This window comes from Microbacterium galbinum, assembly GCF_023091225.1.
Taxonomy (GTDB): Bacteria; Actinomycetota; Actinomycetes; order Actinomycetales; family Microbacteriaceae; genus Microbacterium; species Microbacterium galbinum.
Genome location: NZ_JAHWXM010000001.1, coordinates 338,261 through 364,084 on the forward strand (window position 1 = coordinate 338,261; position 25,824 = coordinate 364,084).

Here is a 25,824-nt window from a genome sequence, read left to right on the forward strand (position 1 = left end):
GTCAGCGCAGGATGCCGCGGTGCCGGGCTTCCGATACCGCGGCCGTGCGCGACGTCGCGTCGAGCTTCGTGTAGATGTGCGCGAGATGCGACTTGACCGTCGTCTCACTCACGAAGAGCTCGCTCGCGATCTCGGTGTTGGTGCGGCCGGCTTCGACGAGTTCGAGCACCTGGATCTCGCGCGCGCTCAGGCTCGCCTTCGGGGCGCGCATCCGCTGCAGCAGCCGTGTGGCGATCACGGGCGCGAGTGCGCTCTCCCCGGCCGCGGCCGCACGGACCGCCGCGGAGAGCTCATGCGGCGGCGCGTCCTTCAGCAGGTAGCCGCTCGCGCCCGCCTCCACCGCTCCGAGGATGTCGGCGTCGGAGTCGTAGTTCGTGAGGACGAGCACGTAGGGCGGTGCGTCGAGTGCCCGGATCCTCCGCGTGGCCTCGGCACCGGATCCGGCCGTTCCCGCGCCGAACTGCAGATCCATGAGCACGACATCGGGGTTCGCGCGTTCCGCGACGGCGACGGCCTCGTCGGGGGTCGAGGCTTCCGCTATGACCTCGATGTCGTCGTCGAGAGCGAACAGGGCGACCAGTCCGGCGCGGACGATGGGATGGTCGTCGACGACCAGGAGCCGGATCATGCGCGGCCCTCGAGAGCCAAGGAGACGCGCAGCGTGGTCCCCGTACCCGGGAGGGAACGGACGTCGAGGGTGCCGCCGAGCTGATCCACGCGCTCGCGCGTCGCGCGCAGTCCGAACGAGTCCGAACGGGCGGGGCGGTCGGCGTCCAGGCCGGCGTCGAACCCGCGGCCGTCGTCGGAGATCACGAACTCCAGGTCGCCGGGATTCAGGGTGAGGGCGATCGTCGCGGTGCGCGCATCGGCGTGCTGCACGACGTTCGACATCGCTCCCTGGGCGATCCGCAGCAGCGCGGTCTGCACGTGCATGGGGAGATCGACCGCCTCCGAGACGCGCACGTCGACGTCGAGTCCCTGCGTCGACCAGTGGTCGTCGGCCAGACGGCGGAGGGCCCCCGCGAGACCGTGGTCATCGAGGTCCGGGGGAGCGAGTTCGCGGATGAAGCGGCGCGCCTCGCCGAGGTTGTCTGCGGCGGTCTCACGGGCGAGGCGGATGTGCTCGATCCCCGGGCGCTCCGGATCCGTCCGCTCGGCGGCATGGAGCAGCATCTGGATGCTCGACAGCCCCTGCGCGAGCGTGTCGTGGATCTCCCGTGCGAGACGTGCGCGCTCCGCCAGCACTCCCGACTCGTGCTCGGTGGTCGCCAATCGGTCGCGGGTCGCGAGCAGTTCGCGCATGAGATCTTCCCGCTGCCGTGCCTCCTGAGCGAGGGCTTCGTAGCCGAGGCCGATCAGCAGGGCGACGCCGGCGCCGACGAGGGGCCCCACGACCCCGCCGACGGTCCATCCGCTGTGAAGACCGAGCGTGCAGATCGCCACCCCGGTCGCCAGGAGCAGGGCGAGCGTGCCCCATCGGCGCCCGAGCACGTGCAGGTAGAGGAAGAACAGGGGGAAGACCAGATACGCGGCCTCGGCGGTGAGGAAGACCAGGAGCACCCATTCGACGCTGACCGCCGCGAGCCACACACCCGTGAGCCAGCTCGAGCGAGAGGTCGAGCGAGCCAGCGCAGCCCCGCACCCGTATGTCGCCAGAAGCGCGACGGTGAGGGCGATCGCGGGGATGCTCGTCGGGGTCGGAGCGAGGAAGGCCCGCACGATGACGAGTCCGCACAGCGCGACGAACAGCAGGTGCAATCCCGTCCGCAACCCCGTGAAAACGGGCGTGAGCGGGGTGTGGGCCATGCCTCGAATCCTACGCTTCGGGGTGCGCACCGCATCGTCCGAAAGGACGATTCCGTCCCCCACCGAACGGCCGGTCAGGACCATGCACACGGCCGATGAGCGCGGACCCCCGAGACAGGAGAGTGGAAGCGTCGTCATTCCGACGACAGGAGAGGAACCCCGCATGTACATCGCCCTCCGCGACCTGCGCTTCGCCCGCGGACGATTCGTCCTGATCGGCACCGTCGTCGCGCTCATCACCGTCCTGGTCGGATTCCTCAGCGGACTGACCGGCGGCCTCGCGGTCCAGAACATCTCCGCCGTGGTCGGCATCCCCGGGGACCGCGTGGTCTTCGTCGATCCCGGTGCCGACGACGGCCCGAGCTTCGCCGAGTCACGAGTGACCGCGGAGCAGGCATCCGAGTGGGAATCCACCGCCGGTGTCGAATCCGTGCACCCCCTCGGCATCAGTCAGACCAGAGCGGAGTCGGAAGACACCGTCGCATCGATCGCCGTCTTCGGCGTGCAGCCCGACTTCGCACCGCAGTCGCCGGTCGCCTCCGGAGAGCTCGTGCTCTCGCGTCCCGCAGCGGACGAGCTCGGCGCGCACCTCGGCGACCCGGTAACGATCGCGGGCACCGCGTACACGGTCGTGGGTATCGGGGGAGACGACTGGTACAGTCACACGCCCGTCGTGCGGATGACCCTCGCGGATTGGCAGGCGTACGCGGAAGCGACCGGTGATCCGGATGCCTTCGCCACGGTGCTCGCGGTCACCGGTTCACCCGAGTGGGACGCGGCGGACAGCCGGATCGGCACTCGATCGACGACCATCGTCGGCTCTCTGACGGCGCTGAGCGCCTTCCGTTCGGAGATCGGGTCCCTGCTCCTCATGGTCGCGATGCTCTTCGGCATCTCGGCGCTGGTCATCGGCGCGTTCTTCACCGTGTGGACGATGCAGCGCACACCCGACATCGCGATCCTGAAGGCCCTCGGCGCCCGCACCTCGGTGCTCGTGCGCGATGCGCTCGGACAGGCGGCGCTGGTGCTCGTGGTGGGCATCGGCGCCGGGATCGGCGTCGTGTCGATCCTCGGGGCTCTTGCGGGTGCCGCGCTGCCGTTCCTCCTGAGTCCGCTCACCACCGTGCTTCCGGCCGTGCTCATGATCGTTCTCGGTCTCGCCGGCGCCGCGTTCGCCCTCCGTTCCGTCACCTCCGCCGACCCCCTCACCGCACTTGGGAGCAACCGATGATCCGCCTCGAAGACATCACCCTCACCTTCCCAGACGGAAGTGATCGCATCACCGCCGTCGACCACGTCACGCTCTCGTCGTCCCCGGGCGAGGTGACGGCGATCACCGGGCCGAGCGGCTCGGGCAAGTCGAGCCTGCTGGCGGTCGCGGCCACGCTGATCCGGCCGGACTCCGGTCGTGTCGTGATCGACGGCGTCGATGCCACGACCCTGACGGCAGATCGGGCGTCCGAACTGCGCCGCACGTCCATCGGGATCGTCTTCCAGCAATCGAATCTTCTCCCGTCCCTGACCGCTCACGAGCAACTCGTGGTCATGAACGAGCTCGGTGGCGATCGTCCGCGGCGACGCCGTGCGGCCACGACCCGACGTGCCGAATCGCTCCTCAGGGATGTCGGCCTCGCGGAGCACCTCGACAAGCGTCCGCACCAGCTCTCGGGAGGACAGCGTCAGCGCGTGAACATCGCGCGTGCGCTGATGAACGAACCGAGCGTGCTCCTCATCGACGAACCGACCAGCGCACTCGACCAGGAGCGCGGCGCGAGCATCATCGACCTCCTGCTGCGTCTGACCGACGAGCGGCGCACGTCGACGCTGCTCGTCACCCACGATCTCGTCCATCTGCCACGGATGCACTCCGTGGTCCAGCTCGTCGACGGACGTATCGATCACCCGGCCGCGGTCACGCGCTGACTGGCTCTTGCGCACTCCCGTCCCGCGACGCACCATCGGAGCATGACCAAGTACCTGATCTCGTTCCCCGCCGAAGCGATGGATCTGACGGAGGAGGAGTTCCCGGAAGTCGTCGAGACCTCGCACGCCGTGATCGACGAGGCCAAGGCCGCGGGCGTCTACGTCTTCGGCGGCGGGATCGACGAGGACGTGGCTCCGGTGCTCGTGACCGGTCGCGGTGCCGTGAGCGACGAGACGTACCCCGGGTCGCGGATCACCGGAGGATTCCTCGTCCTCGAGCTGCCCACGCGAGCGGATGCCGTCGACTGGGCGTCGCGCGTCGCGCACGCATGCCGGTGCCCTCAGGAGCTCCGGGAGTTCGGGTACGACCCGGCGAGCTGACCAGCCTCGGCCCGGGCGTGACAGGCTGGGACCATGAACTCCGCGGTCGATCCCCTCTCCTACGATCTCGACGGCGTGCGCGACCGGGCGCTGCGCGAGCGAGGGGGCGCCGTCGACGACAGCATCCCGGAACTCGCCGATGCCGACCCCGACCTGTTGGGCATCGCGCTCCTCACGCTCGACGGCGAGACGAGGGCGACCGCTCAGGCCAACGTGCAGATCAGCATCCAATCCGCCGTCAAGCCGTTCCTCTTCGCCCTGGCGCTCCAGGACCATGGACCCGCGGCTCTCGACCGTCTGGGCATCGAGCCGACGGGGGAGGCCTTCGACGCGATCAAGCTGGAGAGCGGCACCGGCCGCCCGCCCAACCCGATGGTCAACGCCGGGGCGCTGCTCACCTCGGCGCTGGTGGACGGCGCGGATGCCGCCGCCAGGAGTCGACGGATCCTCGCGGGACTGTCGGCTTTCGCGGGTCGTGACCTGAGCGTCTCCGAGAGCGTCGCCGAGAGCGAGCACCTGCTCGGTGATCGCAATCACGCGCTCGCTCACCTGATGCGCTCGGAGGGCACGCTGCAGGTCGGCGCCGACGAGGCGGTCGCCGTCTACGCCCGCGCGTGCGCCGTTCTCGTCGACGCGCGCGACCTGGCGGCCATGGGCGCCACGCTCGCCGCCGGAGGGCGGAACCCCCTCACCGGCGTCGAGGTCGTGGGGGCGGACGTGGCACGCGACGTCGTCTCGGTCATGGCGACCTGCGGCGTGTACGACGGGTCGGGGAGGTGGATGCGCCAGGTCGGTGTGCCGGCGAAGTCGAGCGTGTCCGGCGCGATCGTCCTCGCGGTGCCGGCGGCGCTGGGAGCGGCCGTGGTGAGTCCGCCACTCGACGAGCAGGGGACCAGCGTGCGCGGACATCACGTGAGCGAGGTCCTGAGCCGGGAGCTCGGCCTCCACGCGTTCGCGATGCCGCGCGGGTGACGCCGCTGCAGAACGAAAGAGCGCCCCGCCCGGCCGAAGCCGGTGGGGCGCTCTTCTCGATCCGGGATCAGACGCCGAAGTACAGCTCGTATTCGAACGGGTGCGGGCGCTGCGCCATCGGGAGGATCTCGTTCTCGTACTTATACGAGATCCAGGTCTCGATGAGCTCCTTGGTGAACACGCCGCCCTCGAGGAGGAACTGGTGGTCGGCCGCGAGAGCGTCGAGCGAGTCGAGCAGCGAGTTCGGCACCTGCGGGATGCCCTTGGCCTCCTCGGGCGGAAGCTCGTAGAGGTCCTTGTCGACGGGCTCGTGCGGCTCGGTGCGGTTCTTGATGCCGTCGAGGCCGGCCATGAGCTGCGCGGCGAAGGCCAGGTACGGGTTACCCGAGGCATCCGGCGCGCGGAACTCGATGCGCTTGGCCTTGGGGTTGGAGCCGGTGATCGGGATGCGGATCGCGGCGGAGCGGTTGCCGGCCGAGTAGACCAGGTTGACCGGCGCCTCGAAGCCCTTGACCAGACGGTGGTAGCTGTTCAGCGTCGGGTTGGTGAAGGCGAGCAGGGCCGGCGCGTGCGCCAGGATGCCACCGATGTACCAGCGCGCGATGTCGCTGAGCTGGCCGTAGCCCGCCTCGTCGTAGAACAGCGGCTTACCGTCGTTCCAGAGCGACTGGTGCGTGTGCATGCCGGAGCCGTTGTCGCCGTAGAGCGGCTTGGGCATGAAGGTCGCGACCTTGCCCCACTCGTTGGCGGTGTTCTTGACGATGTACTTGAACTTCAGGATGTCGTCGGCCGCGTGCACCATCGTGTCGAAGCGGTAGTTGATCTCCTGCTGACCCGCGGTGCCCACCTCGTGGTGCGAGCGCTCGAGGATGAAGCCGGCGTCGATCAGCTTGAGCGTGATGTCGTCGCGCAGGTCGGCCGTCTTGTCGACCGGGCTGACGGGGAAGTAGCCGCCCTTGTACGGGGTCTTGTTGGCGAGGTTGCCGCCCTCTTCCTCGCGACCGGTGTTCCACGCGGCCTCTTCGGAGTCGACCTTGTAGAAGCTCTCACCGGCGGTGACGGAGTAGCGCACGTCGTCGAAGATGTAGAACTCGGCCTCGGGGGCGAAGAACGCGGTGTCGGCGATGCCGGTGGAGGCGAGGTACTTCTCGGCCTTCTTGGCGACCTGACGCGGGTCCTTCGAGTAGATCTCACCCGTGCGCGGGTTGTAGATGTCGAAGATCATCACGAGGGTGCTCGCCTCGCGGAAGGGGTCGATGTACGCGGTGGTGACATCGGGGATGAGCTGCATGTCGGACTCGTGGATGCTGGCGAAGCCGCGGATCGAGGAGCCGTCGAACAGCTGCCCCTCGGTGAAGAACGCCTCGTCGACCGTCGATGCAGGAATGTTGAAGTGCTGCTGCACACCGGGGAGATCGGTGAAACGGATGTCAAGGAACTTGACGTCGTTCTCCTTGATGTAGCTCAGAACCTCGGACGAATCTTTGAACATGTACGACTCCTGTAAGACGGATCGATGGCTTCGGGGCCACTCGCAGAGTACGGTCGGGGGATTTCTCCACGGTATCGACTTTGTTTCGGGCGTGTTACAGCGCCTCGCCGGTCGGAGCGCATATCGGCCCTCGGTAGGCTGGGATGGTGACGGATGCTGTGAACGCTTACCCCGGTGAACGCCTCGGACTGCCCGCGTCGGGCACGGGGAGCGTCGGCCGCCTCGGACGACGCATCGGAGCGCTCCTGATCGATTACGTCGCGGCGACGATCATCGCCACCGCGTTCCTCGGTTTCGACCAGTTCGCCCTGCCCGCCGAGGCGGGACTCAGCCAGTTCGGCCCGATGGCTGTGTTCGCCCTGCTGCAGATCCTCTTCATCCCCACGGCGGGAGGAAGCCCCGGGCACCGCATCCTCGGGATGCGCGTAGTGCGCCTCGACGGCGGCTGGGTGGGCCTGTGGCGACCGATCGTGCGCACGGCGCTGCTCATCGTCGTGATCCCCGCGGTGATCTTCGATGCCGACCAGCGCGGACTCCACGACAAGGTCGTGGGCACGGTGCTGATCCGCACCTGAGCGGTCAGATCCTGCCGCGGTTCCGGCGACGGGCCTCACGCGGCGCCCGGCCCCCGAGGAACGATCGCGCGGGGTCGACCGAGAACCCTTGCCGGAGCGCCTCCCGGCCGATGAGCATGCGGAAGCCCATCTCGTCGCGGTTGCTCAGCGTGACCTCCGCCAGCACCTCGCGGTCGACGAGGCGGATGAGGAGCTCCACCACGAGGCGCTCCTGCGCGTGGCCGGAGGAGCTGCGCACCGCGCGGCGGTCGTGCACGGGGGACTCGACGACGACGGCATCCGCCTGACTGTCCTGCCAGGGCTTCACCTTGAATCTGACCCACGGCGCGCCGTCCTGATCGAACTCGTGGATGTCGAACGCGTGGAGCGATGAAGTACGTGCGCCGGTGTCGATCTTGGCCTTGATCCAGTCCACGCCGAGATCGGGCAGGCTCACCCATTCTCGCCACCCCGTAAGAGTGTTTGAATGGGATGTCTTCGTCACCCGACCATCCTGGCAGGAAATCTTCGTGAAGCTCGCAGTGCTCTCCCGTGCGCCCCAGGCGTACTCCACCCAGCGCCTCCGTGCCGCCGCGCTCCAGCGCGGGCACAACGTCAAGGTGCTGAACACGTTGCGCTTCGCGATCGACCTCACCGCGGACGAACCCGACCTGCACTATCGGGGGCGTCAGCTCAGCGATTACGACGCGATCCTGCCGCGCATCGGCAACTCGATCACGTACTTCGGCACCGCCGTCGTGCGGCAGTTCGAGCAGATGGACGTCTACACCCCGAACACCGCCAACGGAATCTCGAGCGCCCGTGACAAGCTGCGCGCGAACCAGATCCTGTCGCGGCACAACATCGCTATGCCGCCCACCGCCTTCGTGCGCAACCGCGCCGACGTGCGCCCGGCCATCGAGCGCGTCGGCGGGGCTCCCGTCGTCATCAAGCTCCTGGAGGGCACGCAGGGGATCGGCGTGATCCTCGCCCCGCAGGTCAAGGTGGCGGAGGCGATCATCGAGACGCTGCACTCCACGAAGCAGAACGTGCTGATCCAGAAGTTCATCGCCGAGAGCCGGGGCCGCGACATCCGCGCGCTCGTCGTCGGCGATCGCGTCGTCGCGGCGATGCGCCGTTCGGCGGCCGGCGACGAGTTCCGATCGAACGTGCACCGTGGCGGATCGGTCGAGGCGGTCGAGCTCGATCCGGTGTACGAGCGCGCCGCCGTCCGGTCCGCTCAGATCATGGGCCTGCGCGTCGCCGGCGTCGACATGCTCGAGGGTGATGACGGCCCTCTCGTGATGGAGGTGAACTCCTCGCCGGGTCTCCAGGGCATCGAGACGGCGACCAAGCTCGACGTCGCGGGAGCGATCATCGACTACATCGCCGGACAGGTCGCGTTCCCCGAGATCGATGTGCGTCAGCGCCTCACGGTCTCCACCGGGTACGGCGTCGCCGAGCTCATGGTGCACGGCGCCGTCGACCTCGTGGGCAAGACGCTCGGCGAGGCGGGCCTGTGGGAGCGCGACATCACCGTGCTGACGCTGCACCGCGGGGTGACGGTGATCCCCAACCCGCGCAAGCACGTCGTGCTCGAGGCCGATGACCGGCTGTTCTGCTTCGGGAAGCTCGACGAGATGCGCTCGATGGTGCCCGAGCGTCGCCGCCGGCGCGCCAAGGTGCGGCGTCTGCCTCGCCAGCCCCTCTCGGAATGAGAGAAGCGCGGCCGTCCCCCGGAGGGGAACGGCCGCGCTTCGTCTTTCTTCGGCTGTCGGCGCTCAGCGCGGACGCTGGGCGCGCACCTTGGTCGGGTCGATCCCCTTCGGGATCGGCAGCGACGACAGCGACTGCGACACCGACTCGATGCGGCGGATGACGGCGGCCATCGTGGCCTTGTCGATCGCCTTCGGGATCTTCTTGATCGTCTTGGCAAGGTCGGAGATCGCGACCTCGTCATCGCCGTGTCCGACGTAGAGCACCGTGACGGGCACGCCGTTGGCGACGCGCTGGGCCTTGCTGCGCTCCTCGTTGATCAGACGGGTGAGGCGTCCGCGCGCGCCCTCGCCGACGACGACGATGCCGCCGCGGCCGACCGCGCGGTAGACGGCCTCCTGGGTCTTGGGGTTGATGCCGACCGGGGTGTCGGATGCCTGCCAGCGGCGTCCGAGGCTGGTGCTGATGACGTGGCCGGTGGCGCCGGGCATGCCGTCGATCTTCGTGTACATCGCCGAGGTCGACAGGCGCGTCATGAGGAACATCGCGGCGAGGACGCCGAGCATGAGTCCGGTGATGCCCCAGAGCAGAAGAGTCCACCACTGCAGCGGGGGGATCAGGTACCCGACGACGAGTCCGATGAGGATGCCGCCGATGAGGATCGCGAGCTGCGCCCAGGGCAGCCAGGGGTACGCCTCCTTGGTGAACCTGAAGAGGGACTTGATCTGGGAGAAGAACCCAGGACGCTTCTCGGGTTCGGGAGTCTTTGCCATAGGGACAAGCCTACCGAGTCCCCGGTGCCGCTGATGCCGTCGTTCGCGCCGAGCGGAGCGCGATCGTCAGGGCGTCGACCGCTCCTGCACAGAGCGCGGATCGTGCGGATCCATCCCCATCAGCCCGTTTCCCGCTCTCGAGCCCTGGGCAGTGCGCTGTCATGGGGACATGACAGATGACGCAGCCGGCACCCCGAGGCCACCGCTCGTGCCGGATGCGCACCGGGTCGTCCGCTCGCTCGACGCGGCGGAGACTCCGTTCGGCGGACTGCTCGTCACCCGCGGGGAGGGCGTGGCGGTGCAGGTGGATGCCGGGGCGCTGGCGGGATGGGCCGGCTGGGGTTTCGCCGGCGCCGAGCACATCGCCGCACCGCTCGACGTCGTGCGGCGTCGCGACGGGCACGACGTGCTGCTGCCGTGGTGCACGGAGAGGGTGACGAGCCTTCTCGCGCGTCGACACGTCGTCGACGAGCATCTGTCGCTGGGGGAGTGCAGCACGCTCGTGGCGAGCGTGCTGCGGGGGATCGACGAACTCGGGGAGCCGGGGGCACGCGAGAGCGGCACCTGGTGGGTCACCGGGGAGGGACGCCCCGTGTTCGTCGTCGGGGAGGGGGAGGCCGCGTGCGCGGGCGCGGCGCGTGTGGTCGAGCTCGTCGCGGAGGGGTGCCGCGACAGGGGAATGGGGCGCGTCCTCGCCCAGGTGCAGATGGGGCTGCATCTGGGTGAGGCGCAGCCACGCGTACCGCAACGTCGGATCGAGGAGTGGGAGGAGGCTCTCCTGCAGATCGCGTCACCGCGCCCGTTGCGGTGCGACGTGCTCACGCCCGAGCGCGCGCGAGACGTCGCCCGAGCGGCGAACGCCCGTCCGAGCGAGCGGCAGGCACTGGGGCGCCGAGCAATCGCGGGGACCGGATCGGTGGAGTCGCGTCGGGCGAGAAGGGCGGAGCGGCCCAGGCTCGTCGGTGAGGCGCTCGGAGCGCTCCGGGGGAGCGTCGCGGAGACGGTGCGGCGCGTCGCTCGTGCCTTACCGGATCGGGACCCGCGGTCCTTGGCCGGACGCCCGGCCTCTCCGTCAGCGAGTGGCACACGGAATCGAACCGACGAGCGGGTCGGGCCCCGCTCACGTCGTCGGAGCCTTCTCATCGCCGCTGCGGCGGCGGTCGCGGTGCTGGTGGGCGGCCTGCTGTGGCCCGGCGGCGAGTCGGGGGAGGGTGCCGAAGGGCACGGCGCTCCGTCTCGGACGGCGCCCGAGAGTGCGACGGCCGCGGAGCCGGCGACCGCAGACGAGACGGCGGGGGCTCCGAGCCCGACGCCGGCGGCCGAGGATCTCGGAACGACTACCCCCGCGTCCGACGAGACGGCGGTTACGGCGGCTGCATCGCTGCTCGTCGGAGCAGCCGCCTGCGTCGAAGCCGAGGCCCCATCGTGTCCGGACGTGATCGCCGAGGGATCGACGGTCGATGTCGTGGAGCTGGGCGAGATCGCCGGCACCGAACCCGCCATCACTCCGGTCGACGAGTACGGCGACGTCGCGGTGATCCGTGCGGAGTCTCCGGCGGCACCGCGCATTCTCGTCCTCGTGCGGATGAACGAGAAATGGCTGGTCCGCGACGTGTACGACGTCGCGGACCAGCCATCATGAGGCGTCGGTCGTCAGGCTCCGAGCTGAGCGGCGAACTGCGCCGACTCGAGGCGGGCCTTCACCGCACCGAGGAAGCGGGCTGCGTCCGCGCCATCGATGATGCGGTGGTCGTACGAGAGCGCGAGGTACACGTACGAGCGGATCGCGATAGCGTCCGAACCGCCGACCTTGACCAGGCCGGGGCGCTTGACGACCGTTCCCGTTCCGAGGATCGCCGACTGCGGCAGGAAGACGACGGGGGTGTCGAAGAGCGCGCCGCGCGAACCGGTGTTCGTCAGCGTGAACGTGCCGCCGGCGAGTTCGTCGGGCTTCAGCTTGTTGTCGCGCGTGCGGGCGGCGAGATCGGCGATCTCGTGCGCGATCTCCGCGATGTTCTTCGACGCGGCGTCGCGCAGAACCGGGGTCAGCAGGCCACGCTCGGTGTCGACGGCGATCGAGAGGTTCTCGGTCGCCGGGTACACGATCTGGTCGCCGTCGACCGTGGAGTTCACGATCGGGAAGGCGCGCAGCGCCTCAGCGGCGGCCAGAGCGAAGAACGGCAGGAACGAGAGCTTGTCACCGGTCTTCTGCAGGAACGACGCCTTCACGCTGTCGCGGTAATCCGCGAGAGCCGTGACGTCGACCTCCACGACGGTGGTCAGCTGCGCCGTCTGCTGCATCGAGGCGACAGCGCGCTCCGCCAGCACCTTGCGCAGGCGCGACATGGGCTGGGTCGTGCCGCGCAGCGGCGACACCTCCAGAGGAGCGGGTGCGGCGGGAGCCGCGGCGGCCGGAGTGGAGCCGACCGACTCGGCGGCCTTCAGCACGTCTTCCTTGCGGATACGTCCGCCGACGCCGGTGCCGGTCACGGAGGCGAGGTCGACACCCTGCTGCGAAGCCAGGCGGCGCACCAGCGGGGTGACGTACAGGTTGTCGTTCTCGGCGGCCGGAGCCGGGGCCGCAGCCGGTGCCGGAGCGGCAGCAGGTGCCGGAGCGGCAGCAGGTGACGGAGCGGCAGCAGGTGCGGGGGCAGCGGCCGGTGCCGGTGCAGCCGCGGGCGCCGGGGCGGCGGCCTCGGGTGCGGGAGCGGCGGCCTCGGGTGCGGCCGGCGCAGCGGTGGGAGCGGCGCCCGATCCGATGCGGGCGAGCACGGCACCGACAGAGATCGTCTCGTCCTCTGCGGCGAGGATCTCCTGCAGAACACCGGCGACGGGCGACGGGATCTCGGTGTCGACCTTGTCGGTCGAGATCTCGAGAAGGGCCTCATCGACGGCGACCTCGTCGCCGACCTGCTTCAGCCAGCGGGTGACGGTGCCCTCGGTCACGCTCTCGCCGAGTTCGGGCAGGACGATGTCCTTGGCGTCGCCGGCCGGAGCAGCGGCGGCGGGAGCGGCCTCTGCGGCCGGAGCGGCCTCCGCGGCAGGAGCGGGCTCTGCGGCGGGAGCGGCGGCCTCGGCCGGAGCGGCCTCGGCAGCGGGAGCTGCGGCTTCGGGGGCGTCGTCCGCCGGTGCGGACGTGCTGCCGTCGCCGATGCGGGCGAGCAGGGCGCCGACCTCGACGGTCTCGTCCTCGGCGACCAGGATCTCCTCGATCACGCCGGTGACCGGCGAGGGGATCTCGGTGTCGACCTTGTCGGTCGAGATCTCGAGCAGGCCCTCGTCCGCCTGCACAGTGTCACCCACCTGCTTGAGCCAGCGGGTGACCGTACCCTCTGTAACGCTCTCTCCGAGCGGGGGGAGGATAACGGATGTGCTCATGACGGAGTCTCCTTCAGAAAGTTGTTCAAACGCTTGTCTAGCTTAGTGACCCTGGGCACCGGTTGGTGTTCAGAGGGCGTGCAGGGGTTTGCCCGCGAGGGCGAGGAAGGCTTCTCCGAGCGCTTCGCTCTGCGTCGGATGCGCGTGGATGAGGGGAGCGATGTCCTCGGGGTGGGCCTCCCACGCGACGGCCAGCTGGCCCTCGGTGATCAGCTCGCCGACGCGATCTCCCAGCAGGTGCACGCCGAGGACGGGCCCGTCCTTTCGGCGCACGACCTTGACCAGGCCGCCGGTGCCGATGATCTCGCTCTTGCCGTTGCCGGCGAGGTTGTACTCGTACGAGACGATCCCATCCGCACCGTGCTCGGCGATCGCGGCCTCCTCCGTCACGCCCACCGAGGCGACCTCGGGGCTGGAGTAGGTGACCTTGGGGATCTGGCTGTCGGGAACGTTCACGGGTGACAGGCCTGCGATCCGCTCCGCGACCGCGATTCCCTGCTGGAATCCGCGGTGCGCGAGCTGCAGGCCCGGCACGATGTCGCCGACGGCCCACACCCCCGGAACGCCGGTGCGCAGGTCGTTGTCGACGGTGACGAATCCGCGATCGAGCACCACACCGGCTTCTTCGAAGCCGAGATCGGCGGTCACCGGGCCTCGGCCGACCGCGACGAGCAGGTAGTCCGCGGTGAACTCCTTGCCGTCCTCGAGGGTCACGGTCACGGAGGCGTCGTCCTGGGTCGCGGTCTGGAAGCGGATGCCGAGCGAGTACTGGATCCCGCGGCGCCGGAAGGCGCGCTCGAGGCCCTTGCTCATCGCGATGTCCTCGTTCGGGACGAGATGGGGCAGAGCTTCGATGATGGTCACGTCGGCGCCGAACGAGCGCCACACGCTCGCGAACTCGACGCCGATGACGCCACCGCCGAGAATGAGAACGCTCTTCGGAACCTCATCGAGGGCGAGTGCGTGCTCGCTCGTGAGGATGCGCCCGCCGATCTCGAGCCCGGGGAGCGTGCGGCTGTACGAGCCCGTCGCGAGAACGACGTCAGCGCCGACGTAGACATCGTCCCCGACGCTCACGCTGCGATCGGCGTTCAGCCGCCCCGTGCCCGCCACGGTCGTGATGCCCCGGGCCTTGACGAGGCCTTCGAGGCCCTTGAACTTCTTCGCGACGATGCCTTCACGGTAGGCGCGGACGCCCGCGGTGTCGATTCCGTCGAACGACGCCGTCACACCGACTGCGGCCGCGTCACGCACGTGCTCCGCAACCTCGGCGGCGTGCAGCAGCGCCTTGGTCGGGATGCATCCGCGGTGCAGGCAGGTGCCGCCGACCTTGTCCTTCTCGATCAGGGCGACGGACTTGCCGAGCTCGCTCGCGCGCAGCGCGGCCGCATAGCCGCCGCTGCCGCCGCCCAGGACCACGATGTCGAAGGTGTGCGTCGTCATGTCAGGCCTCCTGTGCCGATGCGGCCGCGAAGGCGACGATCGACCGGACCATCGCCCCGGTCGGGCCCTTCTCGGTGAATCCGAACGGCGCGCTGCCGTTCTCGCCGGAACCGGCGATGTCGAGGTGCACCCAGGGGATGCGCGGAGCGTCCGCATCGTCGGAGACGCGTCCGACGAATCGACGGAGGAACAGCCCCGCGAACGAGGCGCCCGCCGCGCGGTCGCTCATGTTCGCATTGATGAGATCGGCGATGGGCGAGTCGAGGGAATCCTCCATGTAGTCCGGCAGCGGCATCCGCCAGGCCGGCTCGTCGACGGACGCGGCCGCCGCGAGGAATCGGGTCACGGCGTCGTCGTCGCCCATGACGCCGGTGTGGCGGTGCCCGAGAGCCATGACGATCGCACCGGTGAGGGTGGCGACGTCGATGATCACGTCGGGGTTCTCCCGGCTCGCGGCGACGAGCCCGTCGGCCATGACCAGGCGTCCCTCGGCGTCCGTGTTGAGCACCTCGACCGTGGTGCCGTCGAGCATCCGCAGCACGTCACCGGGGCGCGTCGCCCGGCCGGAGGGCATGTTGTCGGCGATGCAGAGCCACGCGGTGACCCGCACGGGGAGCTCCAGCGTCGCGATCGCGCGGAGCGCCGCGAGGCTGGTGGCGGCACCCGCCATGTCGAACTTCATCCCGACCATCGATGCCGCGGGCTTCAGCGAGAGGCCGCCCGTGTCGAAGGTGATGCCCTTGCCGACCAGGGCGATGTGCTGCGTCGCGCCGGCGGGGGAGTAGTCGAGGCGCACGAGGCGCGGCGGGCGGTCGGACCCCTGTCCGACGCCCAGGATGCCGCCGTAGCCCTGCTCCGTCAGAGCCGACTCGTCGAGGATCTCGACGGTGACGTCGAGGTCGGCGACGCTGTCGACCGCGCTCTGGGCGAGATCGGCCGGGCTCTGCCACTCGGCCGGGACGTTCACGAGATCCTTGACCAGCGCCACGGCATCGCCCGTGGCCTGGATCCGGGCGACCGACGCGTCGTCGAGCGCACCGTGCAGGACGACGGCGGAGGCCCGGACGGCGGGCTTCTTGGAGCGGTAGCCGTCGAAGCGGTGGCCGCCCAGAACGGCGCCTTCCGCCGCCGCCTCGGCGTACTCCTCCAGGCCGGGTGCCAGCGCCAGCGAGACCGTTTCGAACCCGGTCAGCGAACGCAGGGCGGCGCCCGCGGCGTTCCGCACGGCTTCGGCCGACGGGGTGGCTCCGATGCCGACCACGGCGAACGGCAGGCTCGTCACCTCGGGGGCGTGCACCCGTACGAAGGCGGACGCCGAACCGGTGAAGCCCACCGCCGCGAGGGCCTCGGCGAGTCCGGGATACGACTCGAGCGACGTCGCCGCATCGGCGAGATCGGGCACGACGAGCACTGCGGCATCGGCAGCGCTTCCGGGGAACTGATCGGGGGTGTGCGAGAGCACGGGAAGCGTCATGTTCTCCATCCTAGGCAAGCTGCAGGCGGCGCGGGCGCGGACGGGCGGGGGTGTGTTCGCTCTCAGCAAGACCCCGCCAGCCCCTGCGCGCCGCCGTGCTCGTAGCATGGAGGAATGCCCTTCTCCGGTGAGATCCACGAACGAGTCGCGAACGCTCCGGCGGTGCCGCCCGGACTTCCGCTGGTCATGCTGCTGACCGGCTTCACCGATGCGGGCAACGCCGTCTCCGGACTCATCGAGCACCTCCGCGAGACCGCCGACCCGCAGCCCGTCGTGGTGTTCGACAACGACGTGCTGCTCGACTACCGCGCCCGCCGTCCGGTGATCTCGTTCGATCAGGATCACCTGACGCAGTTCCGCCCCGCCAAGCTCGAGCTCTCCCTCGCGACCGACGCCCTCGGGCAGCCGTTCCTGCTGCTCGCCGGATACGAGCCCGACTTCGCGTGGAACGCCTTCGCCCGCACGGTGCTCGACCTCGCCACAGAGTTCGAGGTCTCCGGACTGAACTGGGTGCACTCGATCGCGATGCCGGTGCCGCACACGCGCCCGATCGGAACCACCGTCAGCGGCAACCGTCGCGACCTCAGCGTCGTGCACTCGGTGTGGCGCCCGCGCACCCAGGTGCCGGCGACGGCCGGCCACCTCCTGGAGTTCCGTTTCGCGGAGCGCGGCGATCGCGCCGTCGGGTTCGTGCTGCTCGTGCCGCACTACCTCGCCGAGACCGAGAACCCGAACGCCGTGATCGCGGCGGCCGAGAAGCTCATGGCGTCGACCGGGCTCGTGCTCATGCTCGACGAGATCCAGGAACGCCGCGAGGACTACCTCGCCAAGATCGACGAGCAGGTGATCGGCAACGAGGAACTGCAGCAGATGGTGCACAACCTCGAGCGTCGCTACGACGCCTACATGGCCGGCCGCAACCCCGAGGACGGCAGCTACGACGAGGGCGGCTTCAACGAGCGCGACCTCCCCAGCGCCGACGAGCTCGCCGCCGAACTCGAGCGCTACCTCGCCTCTCGGCCGTCGGGAGACGACGACAAGTCGGGGCGCGGGTGACGTTCGACGCGACGATCTCGGCGCGAATGCACCCGCATCCTTCTGCGTGTGCGATACTGGGTGTCTGACCCGTTGTCAATCGTTCCTTCCGGGGAGCGGACTTGACAAGGGTCTTACTAGTGTCCGAAATGTCCCGGAGGGGCTCTGCCGCTCCGTGAAAGGCGAAACGTGACTCCTGCCACGACCAACAAATCCCGGACGAAGAAGACTGCCGACGACGCCGACCTCGACGTGAAGGCCGAGGTCGAAGAGAAGGCTGCTCCGAAGACCGCCGCCAAGCGCGCGGCCGCGAAGCGCGCTCCGGTCAAGAAGAAGAAGGCGGACGACGTCGTCGAAGAAGACGAGGCCCCCGCCGCCGCGAACGACGATGCCTCGGGCGACGACGAGGACGACGACGACAGCAAGCCGAAGTTCACCGAGCCGCTGCCGACCGGCGCGATCGTCATCTCGTCGAACGACGACGAGGACGTCCCGGTCTACTCGACGCAGATCACCGGCGCGACGGCCGACCCTGTCAAGGATTACCTCAAGCAGATCGGAAAGGTCGCGCTGCTGAACGCGGCCGAAGAGGTCGAGCTCGCGATGCGCATCGAGGCGGGTCTCTTCGCCGAAGAGAAGCTGTCGGCGATGACCGCTGCCGAGAAGACGAGCCAGCTCGGACTCGACCTGCAGTGGGTCGCCCGCGACGGTCAGCGCGCGAAGAGCCACTTGCTCGGCGCCAACCTCCGTCTCGTCGTCTCGCTCGCCAAGCGCTACACCGGCCGCGGCATGCAGTTCCTGGATCTCATCCAGGAGGGCAACCTGGGTCTCATCCGCGCGGTCGAGAAGTTCGACTACACCAAGGGCTTCAAGTTCTCGACGTACGCCACCTGGTGGATCCGTCAGGCGATCACCCGTGCCATGGCCGACCAGGCCCGCACCATCCGCATCCCGGTGCACATGGTCGAGGTCATCAACAAGCTCGCCCGCGTCCAGCGCCAGATGCTGCAGGATCTCGGACGCGAACCCACCCCCGAAGAGCTCAGCCGCGAACTCGACATGACGCCCGAGAAGGTCGTCGAGGTGCAGAAGTACGGGCGCGAGCCCATCTCGCTGCACACCCCGCTGGGTGAAGACGGCGACAGCGAGTTCGGTGACCTCATCGAGGACACCGAGGCCGTGGTCCCCGCCGACGCGGTGGGCTTCACGATGCTGCAGCGCCAGCTGGAGCAGCTGCTCGACTCGCTGTCCGAGCGTGAGGCGGGTGTCATCCGCATGCGCTTCGGCCTCGGCGACGGTCAGCCCAAGACGCTCGACCAGATCGGCGACACCTTCGGCGTGACGCGTGAGCGCATCCGTCAGATCGAGTCCAAGACGATGGCGAAGCTGCGCCACCCGAGCCGCTCGCAGTCGCTGCGGGACTACCTCGAGTGATGCAGGCGAACGAGGGCAAGGCGCTCGAGACCAGCGTCGACGGGAAGACGTTCGCGCGCATTCCGCTGCGCACGCGCGTCGTGATGCCGGACGACGACATCGACCAGGTCATCACGGAGTACGCGGCGTCCGCCGTGCAGCCGGGTGATCTGCTCTTCGTCACCGAGAAGATCGTGGCGATCACGCAGGGGCGCTCGTACCGTCTCGACGAGATCCAGCCGCGCAAGCTCGCACTCTTCCTGTCGAAGTACGTCACCCGCACCCCCTACGGGATCGGACTCGGCATGCCGGAGACGATGGAGATGGCACTGCGCGAGTGCGGAACCCCGCGCATCCTCTTCGCCGCCGCGGTGTCCGCAGTGACGAAGGCGTTCGGCCGACGCGGTGACTTCTACCGCATCGCCGGCGACAAGGCGCGCGCGATCGACGGCCCCACCAAGCACACGATCCCGCCCTACAACCAGGCGGTCGTGCTCGGGCCGAAGAACCCGCGAGAGGTCGCTGCACGCCTCAAGACGCTGCTGGGCGGCACGGCGGAGGTCGCCGTCGTCGACATCAACGACATCGGCGGGAACATCCTCGGATCGACCCTCGACAAGGACGGCGAACGTCGGCTCGTCAAGATCCTCGGCGACAACCCGCTCGGCCAGGGCCTGGAGTCCACTCCGTTGGGCATCGTCCGCGAGATCTGACCGGTCGCGAGAACGACACGGAAAGGGCCCCGGATGCTTCGGCATCCGGGGCCCTTTCGTCTGCGTCTCAGAAGCCGATGACCTCGCGGTAGCGCGGCTTGTGTCCGGTGCGGATGCCGGTGACGCTCGGCTTGTTCTCGTACACGCCGGCACCCCAGTTGCCCTCGACGAGCACGGGGCCGTCGGGGGAGACGACGATGTCCCAGCCCACGTACTGCACCTGCGGGACGACGCGCGCGACCTGATCGATGAAGGCGCGCACCTCGTCCATGTAGGGGAGCTGGAAGTCGGCGATCCGGAAGCCCGAGTCGGGGTGCGTCTCGTGCACATGGCCGTGCGAGTCGTAGCCGGCGCCCACGGCGTGGCCGTTCTCGTCGAGCATCGTGTAGAAGCCGCCGAAGGTCATCTGGTCGCTGACCGCCCCGCGGCCGAACTTCTGCGCCATCGCTAGGATGTGCGCCTTCTCGCCGTCGAAGAACGCCGTGATCCGCGTGGTGTTGACGGTGCCGGGGCAGACCGCGGCGAGGGCGTCGTGCTGACGGATGACCTCTTCGATGAGGAGTTCGCCCCTGTTGAGGAGTCCGCGGTGGAACTCGTCCCAGTCCTCGATGTCGGCCGCGTGGTATCGGTGCACACCGGTGCCGGCCTGGCCGACCGGCTCCTTGGTGACGATCGTGCCGAGACGCTGCGTGAGTTCGCGCACGGCGTCGGCGTTGCCCTCCTCGACCACCAGCCACTCCCGGTGCAGGTGGGCGGAGAAGTGCTTGTCGAACTCGACCTTGTCCTGGAAGATCCATCGGAAGTCCGGGTGGTCGTAGCGCTGCGAGAGCTGGTTGGAGACGGGGTGGGTCATGTACGTCTCGCGCTCCGCGCGGGTCAGCATCGCGAAGTCGTAGTCGATGTAGTCCTGGAACCCGACGTTGTGCCGTGCTGCCGACCAGAGCATGTCGACGACGATCGCGGGCACGGCCTTGTGGTGCTGCTCCGACGCCTCTTTCGCGCGTTCGACGACCGATCCGACGTCGATGCGTCGTGCGCGTCCGATCAGGTAGCGGATGCGGGGCGCGAGGGAAAGACGTGACATGTGACTCCGAAGGTGAGAGGGGGTTCTCCCCAGTCTACGGTGGGCACCGATCGTCTCCTGGGAGACACCGATAGGCTGGAAACCGTGCGTGAGACGACTTCGAGTGCCCGGCCGCGGGCGATGATCTCCCGCTCCGCTCTGGCCTCCGGCGCTGCCGCCGCGCTCCACGCGGGCGGGCACGTCGCCGACCTGCGACGCGATGCCTGGGGGCACGGCGTGCTGGCGGTCGCGCACGCGGTGACGGCGGTCGGCGCCGAGCGCGTGCTCGTCGATTCGCCGGGCGTGCTCGAGGCGCTCGCTCTCGAGGGAATCGCGGCGACGCTCGACGGCGAGGCCGATATCGACTCGACACTGCTCTACGGCCTTCCCGATCGCGACGGCGTGATGCCGGTGCGCGCGGTGATGCGCCTGCACGGTCTCGTGCTCTCGACCAAGCGCCTGCGGGCAGGCGATGCGGTGTCGTACGGCTACACGTTCCGGGCCGAGAGCGACACCACGGTGGCGCTGATCACGGGCGGCTACGCCCAGGGGATCATGCGGGCGCTCGGCAACCGCGCGTCCGTCGAGATCGACGGACGCGAACGACCGATCGTCGGGCGTGTCGCGATGGATGTCTGCGTGGTCGACCTCGGCGGGGCGGATGCCGCGGTCGGAACCGAGGCGACCTACTTCGGCGGCACGGGTCCCGCTGCCCCCGGACTGGCGCGATGGGCGGAGGTCACCGGGCTCACGATGCCCGAGCTGATCACCGTCGCCGGCATCCACGCGGATCGGGGGTGGGAGGCGTGACGCGTCCCGAACTGCGGCTCGACGGAAACGTTCTGCGCGCCAACATCGCGGCGGTGCAGCGGCGCATCGCGCCGTCCGAGCTCATGATCGTCGTGAAGGACGACGCGTACGGCCATGGGCTGCCCTGGGCGGTCGAGACGGCGATCGAGTCCGGCGTGACCTGGATCGGCAGCTTCGACGTGCGCAGCGCCATCGATGTGCGGCGGGTCGCGGGCGGCGGCGCGCGTATCTTCGCCTGGGTCACGTCCACCGACGCGGAGATCGACGAGGCGCTGCTGCACGATGTCGATCTGGGCATCGGCACGGCGGACTACCTCGACCGGGTGATCGCCCGGGCGACGGCGATCGAGGTGCGTGCGCGCGTGCACCTCAAGATCGACAGCGGGCTGCATCGCAACGGCATCCTGCCGGAGGACTGGGCGGATGCCGTCGCCACCGCGCGGGCGGCCGAGGCGGCAGGCGTGCTGGAACTCGTCGGCATCTGGAGCCACATCGCCGAAGCGAGCGATGCCGAGGACGACGAGGCTCAGGCGGTCTTCCTCGAGGCCGTGCGGCAGGTGGGCGACACCGGTGCCGCTCCGACCTTCCTCCATCTGACGGCGTCTGCGGCCTCGTGGTGGCGGCCCGAACTGCGCGGCACGCTGTCGCGCATCGGCGCGTTCTGCTACGGGGTCCGCTCGGCCGACGGCCCCGAGCTCGACGGCATCCGTCCGGTCGCGACGCTGACCGCCTCGGTGGTCGACGTCGTCGACGGCGATGCGGTCGTCGCGATCGGGAGCTTCGACGGCATCCCCTCGACGCTCGCGGGGGTCGCCGTCGGCACACCGCAGGGGGCGCGGGAGCTGCGCCGCATCGATCACACCCGGAGCGTCGTCGCCGGGTGGCCGGGCGCTGCGGTGGGCGACGTCGTGCGCGTCTTCGGAGCGGGCGAGTGGGGGGAGTCGTCCGCGACGACTCTCGCCGAGCGGATCGACACCGTGGGCGAGGAGATCCTCACCCGGCTGACCGCGCGCGTGCGCCGCGTCGTCGTCTGACGCCGAGACGCGGAACCGCGGGAGGGTATGCAGAAGGCCCTCGACGCGTCACCGCGGGAGGGCCTTCGTGGAGTCGGGGTCAGACGGCCTCGACGAGACGCGCGGTCTCATCGTGCCAGCTCGTTGCGATGGCGCGGAGCTTCTCTTCGTACTTGCGTCCGTGGTGGGCGCAGAACAGGAGCTCGGAGCCGTTGACCTCGGCTGCGATGTAGGCCTGCGCGCCGCACGAGTCGCAGCGGTCTGCTGCGGTCAGGCGGAACTCGACCACGGAGGTCTCACGTTCGGTCGTTGCGTTCATCTCGGTGCCTCCTCGATTCGGGTTCGCTGGGGAGCGTGCTCAATACAACCACGGAGTGGGTGGGAGCATGCCCGGATCACGGCGTGTTTCGCTCACCGCGTACGCGCGCGGCACGCGGTGGGCCGGTCCGGGGAGTGTCGGCGGGCCGTGCGGGGTATTCGAACATAGAATCGGAGATTGTGACCGCCGAGTATTCCGCCCATCATCTCCAGGTGCTCGAAGGCCTCGAGGCTGTCCGCAAGCGTCCCGGTATGTACATCGGCTCGAACGGATCGCCCGGGCTCATGCACTGCCTCTGGGAGATCATCGACAACGCCGTCGACGAAGCCGTCGCCGGCAACGGCGCGAAGATCGATGTCATCCTGCATCCGGACGGCAGCGTCGAGGTGCACGACAACGGCCGCGGCATCCCGGTCGATGTCGAGCCGCGCACCGGTCTGACCGGTGTCGAAGTCGTCTTCACCAAGCTGCACGCCGGTGGCAAGTTCGGCGGAGGGTCGTACGCGGCCTCCGGCGGTCTGCACGGTGTCGGAGCTTCCGTCGTGAACGCGCTCTCCGAGCGTCTCGACGTCGAAGTCGATCGCGGCGGCAAGACCTACGCGATGTCGTTCCACCGCGGCGAACCGGGCCTCTTCGACGACCGCGACGGCAAGCGACCGGACGCGGCCTTCACCCCGTTCGAGCAGAAGAGCGAGCTGCGGGTCGTCGGCAAGGCTCCGCGAGGCGTCACGGGCACGCGTATCCGCTATTGGGCCGACCGTCAGATCTTCACGAAGGACGCCGCCTTCCAGCTCGGCGACCTCGAGACGCGCGCTCGGCAGACCGCGTTCCTCGTGCCGGGGCTCGAGATCGTCGTGCGCGACGAGCGCGCGGAGGAGAACGTCGAGACGAGCTACCACTACGAGGGCGGCATCTCGGAGTTCGTCGACTACCTCGCCAGCGACCCGCCCGTGACCGACACCTGGCGCGTGCAGGGCGAGGGGACGTTCAAGGAGACGGTTCCCGTGCTGCAGGCCGACGGCCACATGGTGGCGACCGAGGTCGAGCGCGTGTGCAAGGTCGACATCGCGATGCGGTGGGGGACGGGTTACGAGACCACGACCCGGTCGTTCGTCAACATCATCGCGACGCCCAAGGGCGGTACGCACCAGCAGGGCTTCGATCAGGAGCTGCTGAAGGTGCTGCGCGCACAGGTGGAGCAGAACGCCCGTCGCCTCAAGGTCGGCAACGACAAGCTCGAGAAGGACGACGTGCTCGCCGGTCTCACGGCCGTGCTCACGGTCAACGTGCCCGAACCGCAGTTCGAGGGGCAGACCAAGGAGGTGCTCGGCACGCCCGCCGTGCGCCAGATCGTGGCCCAGGTGATCCGCAAGGATCTCGCGGCTCGTTTCAGCTCCACGAAGCGCGACGACAAGAGTCAGGCGACGCAGCTGCTCGACAAGATCGTCGCCGAGATGAAGGCCCGCGTCTCGGCGCGCGCCCACAAGGAGACGCAGCGTCGGAAGAACGCTCTCGAGTCGTCGACGCTGCCGACCAAGCTCGTCGATTGCCGTACGAACGAGGTCGAGCGCAGCGAACTCTTCATCGTCGAGGGCGACTCGGCCCTGGGGACGGCGAAGAACGCGCGCAACAGCGAGTTCCAGGCGCTGCTCCCCATCCGCGGCAAGATCCTCAATGTGCAGAAGGCGTCGATCGGCGACATGCTGTCGAACGCGGAGTGCGCATCGATCATCCAGGTGATCGGTGCCGGCTCGGGGCGCAGCTTCGACATCGACGCCGCGAGGTACGGCAAGGTGATCCTGATGAGCGATGCCGACGTCGACGGCGCCCACATCCGCACCCTGCTGCTCACCCTCTTCTTCCGCTACATGCGGCCGCTCATCGAGCACGGGCGTGTGTTCGCCGCAGTGCCGCCGCTGCACCGTGTCGTGGTCATGAACCCGGGCTCCAAGCCGAACGAGACGATCTACACGTACAGCGAGCAGGAGATGCACGCGTTGCTGGCCAAGCTCCGCAAGGCCGGCAAGCGCTGGCAGGAGCCGATCCAGCGGTACAAGGGTCTCGGCGAGATGGATGCCGAGCAGCTGGCGAACACCACGATGGACCGCTCGGGGCGGCTGCTCCGACGCGTCCGCATGGAGGATGCCGAAGCCGCCGGTCGTGTCTTCGAACTGTTGATGGGTAACGAGGTCGCTCCGCGTCGCGAGTTCATCATCGACTCCTCCGACCGTCTGTCGCGCGAGGCGATCGACGCCTAGGTCGCGTTTCCGCGAACAAGGCTCATCGAGAGGGGCCGACCTCGTCCGTTCGATCTGCGTCCGCGCGGAACACGACGCGAGCGATCAATGCGGCACCACCGAGGAGGCAGAGCAACGCGAGGCCCCAGGCAACGAAGCCGAGCCACGGATTCGGATCGATCCACGCTTGAGCCTCGTCCGTTCCCTTGGCGAGCATCCAGGTGAGAAAGACTCCGATGAGAACGCTGCCCGCAAGAATGAGTCCGATCTTCTTTCCCACCCTCCGAGGCTACCCGAAAGGCCGCGCCGCGATGCGATGAGCGCGGTGGAGATCAGCCCAGCGTGCGTCCGATGCTGCCGATGACGCCGTCCGTCGGCTGACCCGAGGCGTCGCGTCGCTCCACGTCGCAAGTTCATCATCGACTCCTCCGACCGTCTGTCGCGCGAGGCGATCGGCGCCGAGATCGTCATAGGGTCGGAGCATGAGCGCTCTCGACCGACGTCTCGACCGGCCCGGAGCCGTGATCGCTTTCGCCGATGGCGGGGGAGACGGGCACCCGGTGCTGCTCGTGCACGGTGCCGGGATGGACCACACCATGTTCGACGCGCAGGCGGAGGCTCTCACGGCTGCCGGCCTGCGTGTGCTGCGTGCGGACCTCCGCGGGCATGGGGAGTCCTCTCTCGACGAGGGGGCGCGGTTCTCGGCGGACGCGGCTCTCGGCGACATCGCGGCCCTGTTGGCGGAGCGCCGGATCGACCGAGCCGTCATCGTCGGCCATTCGCTCGGCGGCAACCTCGCCCAGACGTACGCGGCCGCCCAGCCCGACCGGGTCAGCGGAGTGGTCGTGATGGATGCGAGTTGGAACGCGGGACCGCTGTCGAGTGTCGAACGCCTCGCTCTTCGTCTCGCCGCTCCGATGCTCGCTCTGGTGCCGTCTCGTCGATTGCCGGGGATGATGGCGCGTGCCTCGGCCGTGTCGGCATCCGCGATCGCGCGCACCGAGGAGACGTTCGCCCGAATGCCGAAGCCGGTCTTCCTCGACGTCTGGCGCGCGACGGTATCCCTGGTCGCGCCCGAGCCGGCCTATCGCTCGCCGGTGCCCCTCGGATTGATTCGCGGGGCTGAGGACCGGACGGGCAACATCGCCGCAGCCATGCCGCGATGGGCGGACGCCGAGGGGATCGCCGAGTACGTCATTCCCGACGCCGGACACGTCGTCACCTGGGATGCGCCGGACGAGACCTCCGCCGCACTCCTGGGTATCCTCGCCGAGGACCGCTTCGTCGCCGCGATGCGATGAGCGCGGTG

Annotated in this window: 25 protein-coding genes; 14 read left to right on the forward strand and 11 right to left on the reverse strand. The window is 69.1% G+C overall.

Annotation, left to right across the window (positions count from 1 at the left end; all coding sequences use genetic code 11):
• Position 1: 1 nt before the first annotated feature.
• Positions 2-628, reverse strand: coding sequence for a response regulator transcription factor (locus tag KZC52_RS01710; protein ID WP_247622344.1), 627 nt, complete (start codon positions 626-628; stop codon positions 2-4).
• A complete protein-coding gene (locus KZC52_RS01715; RefSeq protein ID WP_247622345.1) occupies positions 625-1,806 on the reverse strand; it encodes a sensor histidine kinase in 1,182 nt (393 codons plus the stop codon). Before KZC52_RS01715 ends, KZC52_RS01710 begins: the two co-directional genes overlap by 4 nt.
• A 163-nt stretch (positions 1,807-1,969) precedes the next feature.
• Between KZC52_RS01715 and KZC52_RS01720 the strand changes: the two genes are divergently transcribed.
• Genes KZC52_RS01720 through glsA form a run of 4 tightly spaced genes read left to right on the forward strand, consistent with a single transcriptional unit; the run spans position 1,970 to position 5,082 of the window.
• The gene (locus KZC52_RS01720; protein WP_247622346.1) at positions 1,970-3,037 is read left to right on the forward strand and encodes an ABC transporter permease; all 1,068 of its coding nucleotides are present in this window, start codon (positions 1,970-1,972) and stop codon (positions 3,035-3,037) included.
• Positions 3,034-3,729 (forward strand): ABC transporter ATP-binding protein, encoded by a 696-nt coding sequence (locus KZC52_RS01725; protein WP_247622347.1) that lies wholly within the window; start codon positions 3,034-3,036, stop codon positions 3,727-3,729. Before KZC52_RS01720 ends, KZC52_RS01725 begins: the two co-directional genes overlap by 4 nt.
• Before the next feature lie 42 nt (positions 3,730-3,771).
• Positions 3,772-4,110 (forward strand): YciI family protein, encoded by a 339-nt coding sequence (locus tag KZC52_RS01730; RefSeq protein WP_247622348.1) that lies wholly within the window; start codon positions 3,772-3,774, stop codon positions 4,108-4,110.
• A 33-nt stretch (positions 4,111-4,143) separates the two neighbouring features.
• A complete protein-coding gene (gene glsA, locus KZC52_RS01735; protein ID WP_247622349.1) occupies positions 4,144-5,082 on the forward strand; it encodes a glutaminase A in 939 nt (312 codons plus the stop codon).
• 67 nt (positions 5,083-5,149) lie between these two features.
• Here the strand turns inward: glsA and glnA are convergent, their stop codons facing one another.
• The gene (gene glnA, locus KZC52_RS01740) at positions 5,150-6,574 is read right to left on the reverse strand and encodes a type I glutamate--ammonia ligase (RefSeq protein ID WP_247622350.1); all 1,425 of its coding nucleotides are present in this window, start codon (positions 6,572-6,574) and stop codon (positions 5,150-5,152) included.
• Between the two features lie 143 nt (positions 6,575-6,717).
• Here glnA and KZC52_RS01745 point away from each other — a divergent pair, with 143 nt between their 5' ends.
• Positions 6,718-7,149 (forward strand): RDD family protein, encoded by a 432-nt coding sequence (locus tag KZC52_RS01745; RefSeq protein WP_247622351.1) that lies wholly within the window; start codon positions 6,718-6,720, stop codon positions 7,147-7,149.
• A 4-nt stretch (positions 7,150-7,153) separates the two neighbouring features.
• On the opposite strand, the gene KZC52_RS01750 is transcribed toward KZC52_RS01745, so the two are convergent.
• The gene (locus KZC52_RS01750) at positions 7,154-7,633 is read right to left on the reverse strand and encodes an ATP-dependent zinc protease family protein (RefSeq protein ID WP_282185356.1); all 480 of its coding nucleotides are present in this window, start codon (positions 7,631-7,633) and stop codon (positions 7,154-7,156) included.
• Between the two features lie 25 nt (positions 7,634-7,658).
• On the opposite strand from KZC52_RS01750, the gene KZC52_RS01755 reads away from it, so the two are divergent.
• Positions 7,659-8,846 (forward strand): RimK family alpha-L-glutamate ligase, encoded by a 1,188-nt coding sequence (locus tag KZC52_RS01755; protein ID WP_247622353.1) that lies wholly within the window; start codon positions 7,659-7,661, stop codon positions 8,844-8,846.
• Positions 8,847-8,909: 63 nt separating this feature from the next.
• On the opposite strand, the gene KZC52_RS01760 is transcribed toward KZC52_RS01755, so the two are convergent.
• Positions 8,910-9,617, reverse strand: a complete 708-nt coding sequence (locus KZC52_RS01760; protein ID WP_247622354.1) for a DUF4191 family protein — start codon at positions 9,615-9,617, stop codon at positions 8,910-8,912.
• Positions 9,618-9,786: 169 nt separating this feature from the next.
• On the opposite strand from KZC52_RS01760, the gene KZC52_RS01765 reads away from it, so the two are divergent.
• Positions 9,787-11,259 carry a hypothetical protein gene (locus tag KZC52_RS01765; protein ID WP_247622355.1) on the forward strand — a complete coding sequence of 491 codons (1,473 nt, stop codon included), beginning with the start codon at positions 9,787-9,789 and terminating at the stop codon, positions 11,257-11,259.
• 11 nt (positions 11,260-11,270) lie between these two features.
• On the opposite strand, the gene sucB is transcribed toward KZC52_RS01765, so the two are convergent.
• From sucB to KZC52_RS01780, 3 genes are all read right to left on the reverse strand, one after another.
• The gene (gene sucB / locus KZC52_RS01770) at positions 11,271-12,995 is read right to left on the reverse strand and encodes a 2-oxoglutarate dehydrogenase, E2 component, dihydrolipoamide succinyltransferase (protein ID WP_247622356.1); all 1,725 of its coding nucleotides are present in this window, start codon (positions 12,993-12,995) and stop codon (positions 11,271-11,273) included.
• A gap of 69 nt (positions 12,996-13,064) precedes the next feature.
• Complete coding sequence (lpdA, locus tag KZC52_RS01775; RefSeq protein ID WP_247622357.1) at positions 13,065-14,438, reverse strand: dihydrolipoyl dehydrogenase; 1,374 nt, start codon at positions 14,436-14,438, stop codon at positions 13,065-13,067.
• Position 14,439: 1 nt separating this feature from the next.
• Entirely contained in the window at positions 14,440-15,912 is a 1,473-nt protein-coding gene (locus KZC52_RS01780) for a leucyl aminopeptidase (protein ID WP_247622358.1), read from the reverse strand.
• Positions 15,913-16,026: 114 nt separating this feature from the next.
• On the opposite strand from KZC52_RS01780, the gene KZC52_RS01785 reads away from it, so the two are divergent.
• From KZC52_RS01785 to KZC52_RS01795, 3 genes are all read left to right on the forward strand, one after another.
• Complete coding sequence (locus tag KZC52_RS01785) at positions 16,027-16,968, forward strand: proteasome assembly chaperone family protein (protein WP_247622359.1); 942 nt, start codon at positions 16,027-16,029, stop codon at positions 16,966-16,968.
• A 168-nt stretch (positions 16,969-17,136) separates the two neighbouring features.
• A complete protein-coding gene (locus KZC52_RS01790; RefSeq protein WP_247622360.1) occupies positions 17,137-18,381 on the forward strand; it encodes an RNA polymerase sigma factor in 1,245 nt (414 codons plus the stop codon).
• Positions 18,381-19,073, forward strand: a complete 693-nt coding sequence (locus KZC52_RS01795; protein ID WP_247622361.1) for a coenzyme F420-0:L-glutamate ligase — start codon at positions 18,381-18,383, stop codon at positions 19,071-19,073. Before KZC52_RS01790 ends, KZC52_RS01795 begins: the two co-directional genes overlap by 1 nt.
• Before the next feature lie 67 nt (positions 19,074-19,140).
• Here the strand turns inward: KZC52_RS01795 and KZC52_RS01800 are convergent, their stop codons facing one another.
• Positions 19,141-20,157, reverse strand: a complete 1,017-nt coding sequence (locus KZC52_RS01800; protein ID WP_247622362.1) for a sugar-transfer associated ATP-grasp domain-containing protein — start codon at positions 20,155-20,157, stop codon at positions 19,141-19,143.
• Between the two features lie 84 nt (positions 20,158-20,241).
• On the opposite strand from KZC52_RS01800, the gene KZC52_RS01805 reads away from it, so the two are divergent.
• Together KZC52_RS01805 and KZC52_RS01810 are read left to right on the forward strand one after the other, a co-directional pair.
• Complete coding sequence (locus tag KZC52_RS01805; protein ID WP_247622363.1) at positions 20,242-20,946, forward strand: alanine racemase C-terminal domain-containing protein; 705 nt, start codon at positions 20,242-20,244, stop codon at positions 20,944-20,946.
• Positions 20,943-21,980 (forward strand): alanine racemase, encoded by a 1,038-nt coding sequence (locus KZC52_RS01810; RefSeq protein ID WP_247622364.1) that lies wholly within the window; start codon positions 20,943-20,945, stop codon positions 21,978-21,980. Before KZC52_RS01805 ends, KZC52_RS01810 begins: the two co-directional genes overlap by 4 nt.
• A gap of 79 nt (positions 21,981-22,059) precedes the next feature.
• On the opposite strand, the gene KZC52_RS01815 is transcribed toward KZC52_RS01810, so the two are convergent.
• Positions 22,060-22,278 carry a DUF7455 domain-containing protein gene (locus KZC52_RS01815; protein ID WP_247622365.1) on the reverse strand — a complete coding sequence of 73 codons (219 nt, stop codon included), beginning with the start codon at positions 22,276-22,278 and terminating at the stop codon, positions 22,060-22,062.
• Between the two features lie 179 nt (positions 22,279-22,457).
• Here KZC52_RS01815 and KZC52_RS01820 point away from each other — a divergent pair, with 179 nt between their 5' ends.
• The gene (locus tag KZC52_RS01820; RefSeq protein WP_372491549.1) at positions 22,458-24,536 is read left to right on the forward strand and encodes a DNA gyrase/topoisomerase IV subunit B; all 2,079 of its coding nucleotides are present in this window, start codon (positions 22,458-22,460) and stop codon (positions 24,534-24,536) included.
• Between the two features lie 22 nt (positions 24,537-24,558).
• On the opposite strand, the gene KZC52_RS01825 is transcribed toward KZC52_RS01820, so the two are convergent.
• On the reverse strand, positions 24,559-24,795 hold the full coding sequence (locus KZC52_RS01825) for a hypothetical protein (protein WP_247622366.1): 237 nt from the start codon (positions 24,793-24,795) through the stop codon (positions 24,559-24,561).
• A gap of 202 nt (positions 24,796-24,997) precedes the next feature.
• Between KZC52_RS01825 and KZC52_RS01830 the strand changes: the two genes are divergently transcribed.
• Positions 24,998-25,816, forward strand: coding sequence for an alpha/beta fold hydrolase (locus KZC52_RS01830; protein WP_247622367.1), 819 nt, complete (start codon positions 24,998-25,000; stop codon positions 25,814-25,816).
• Positions 25,817-25,824: the final 8 nt, after the last annotated feature.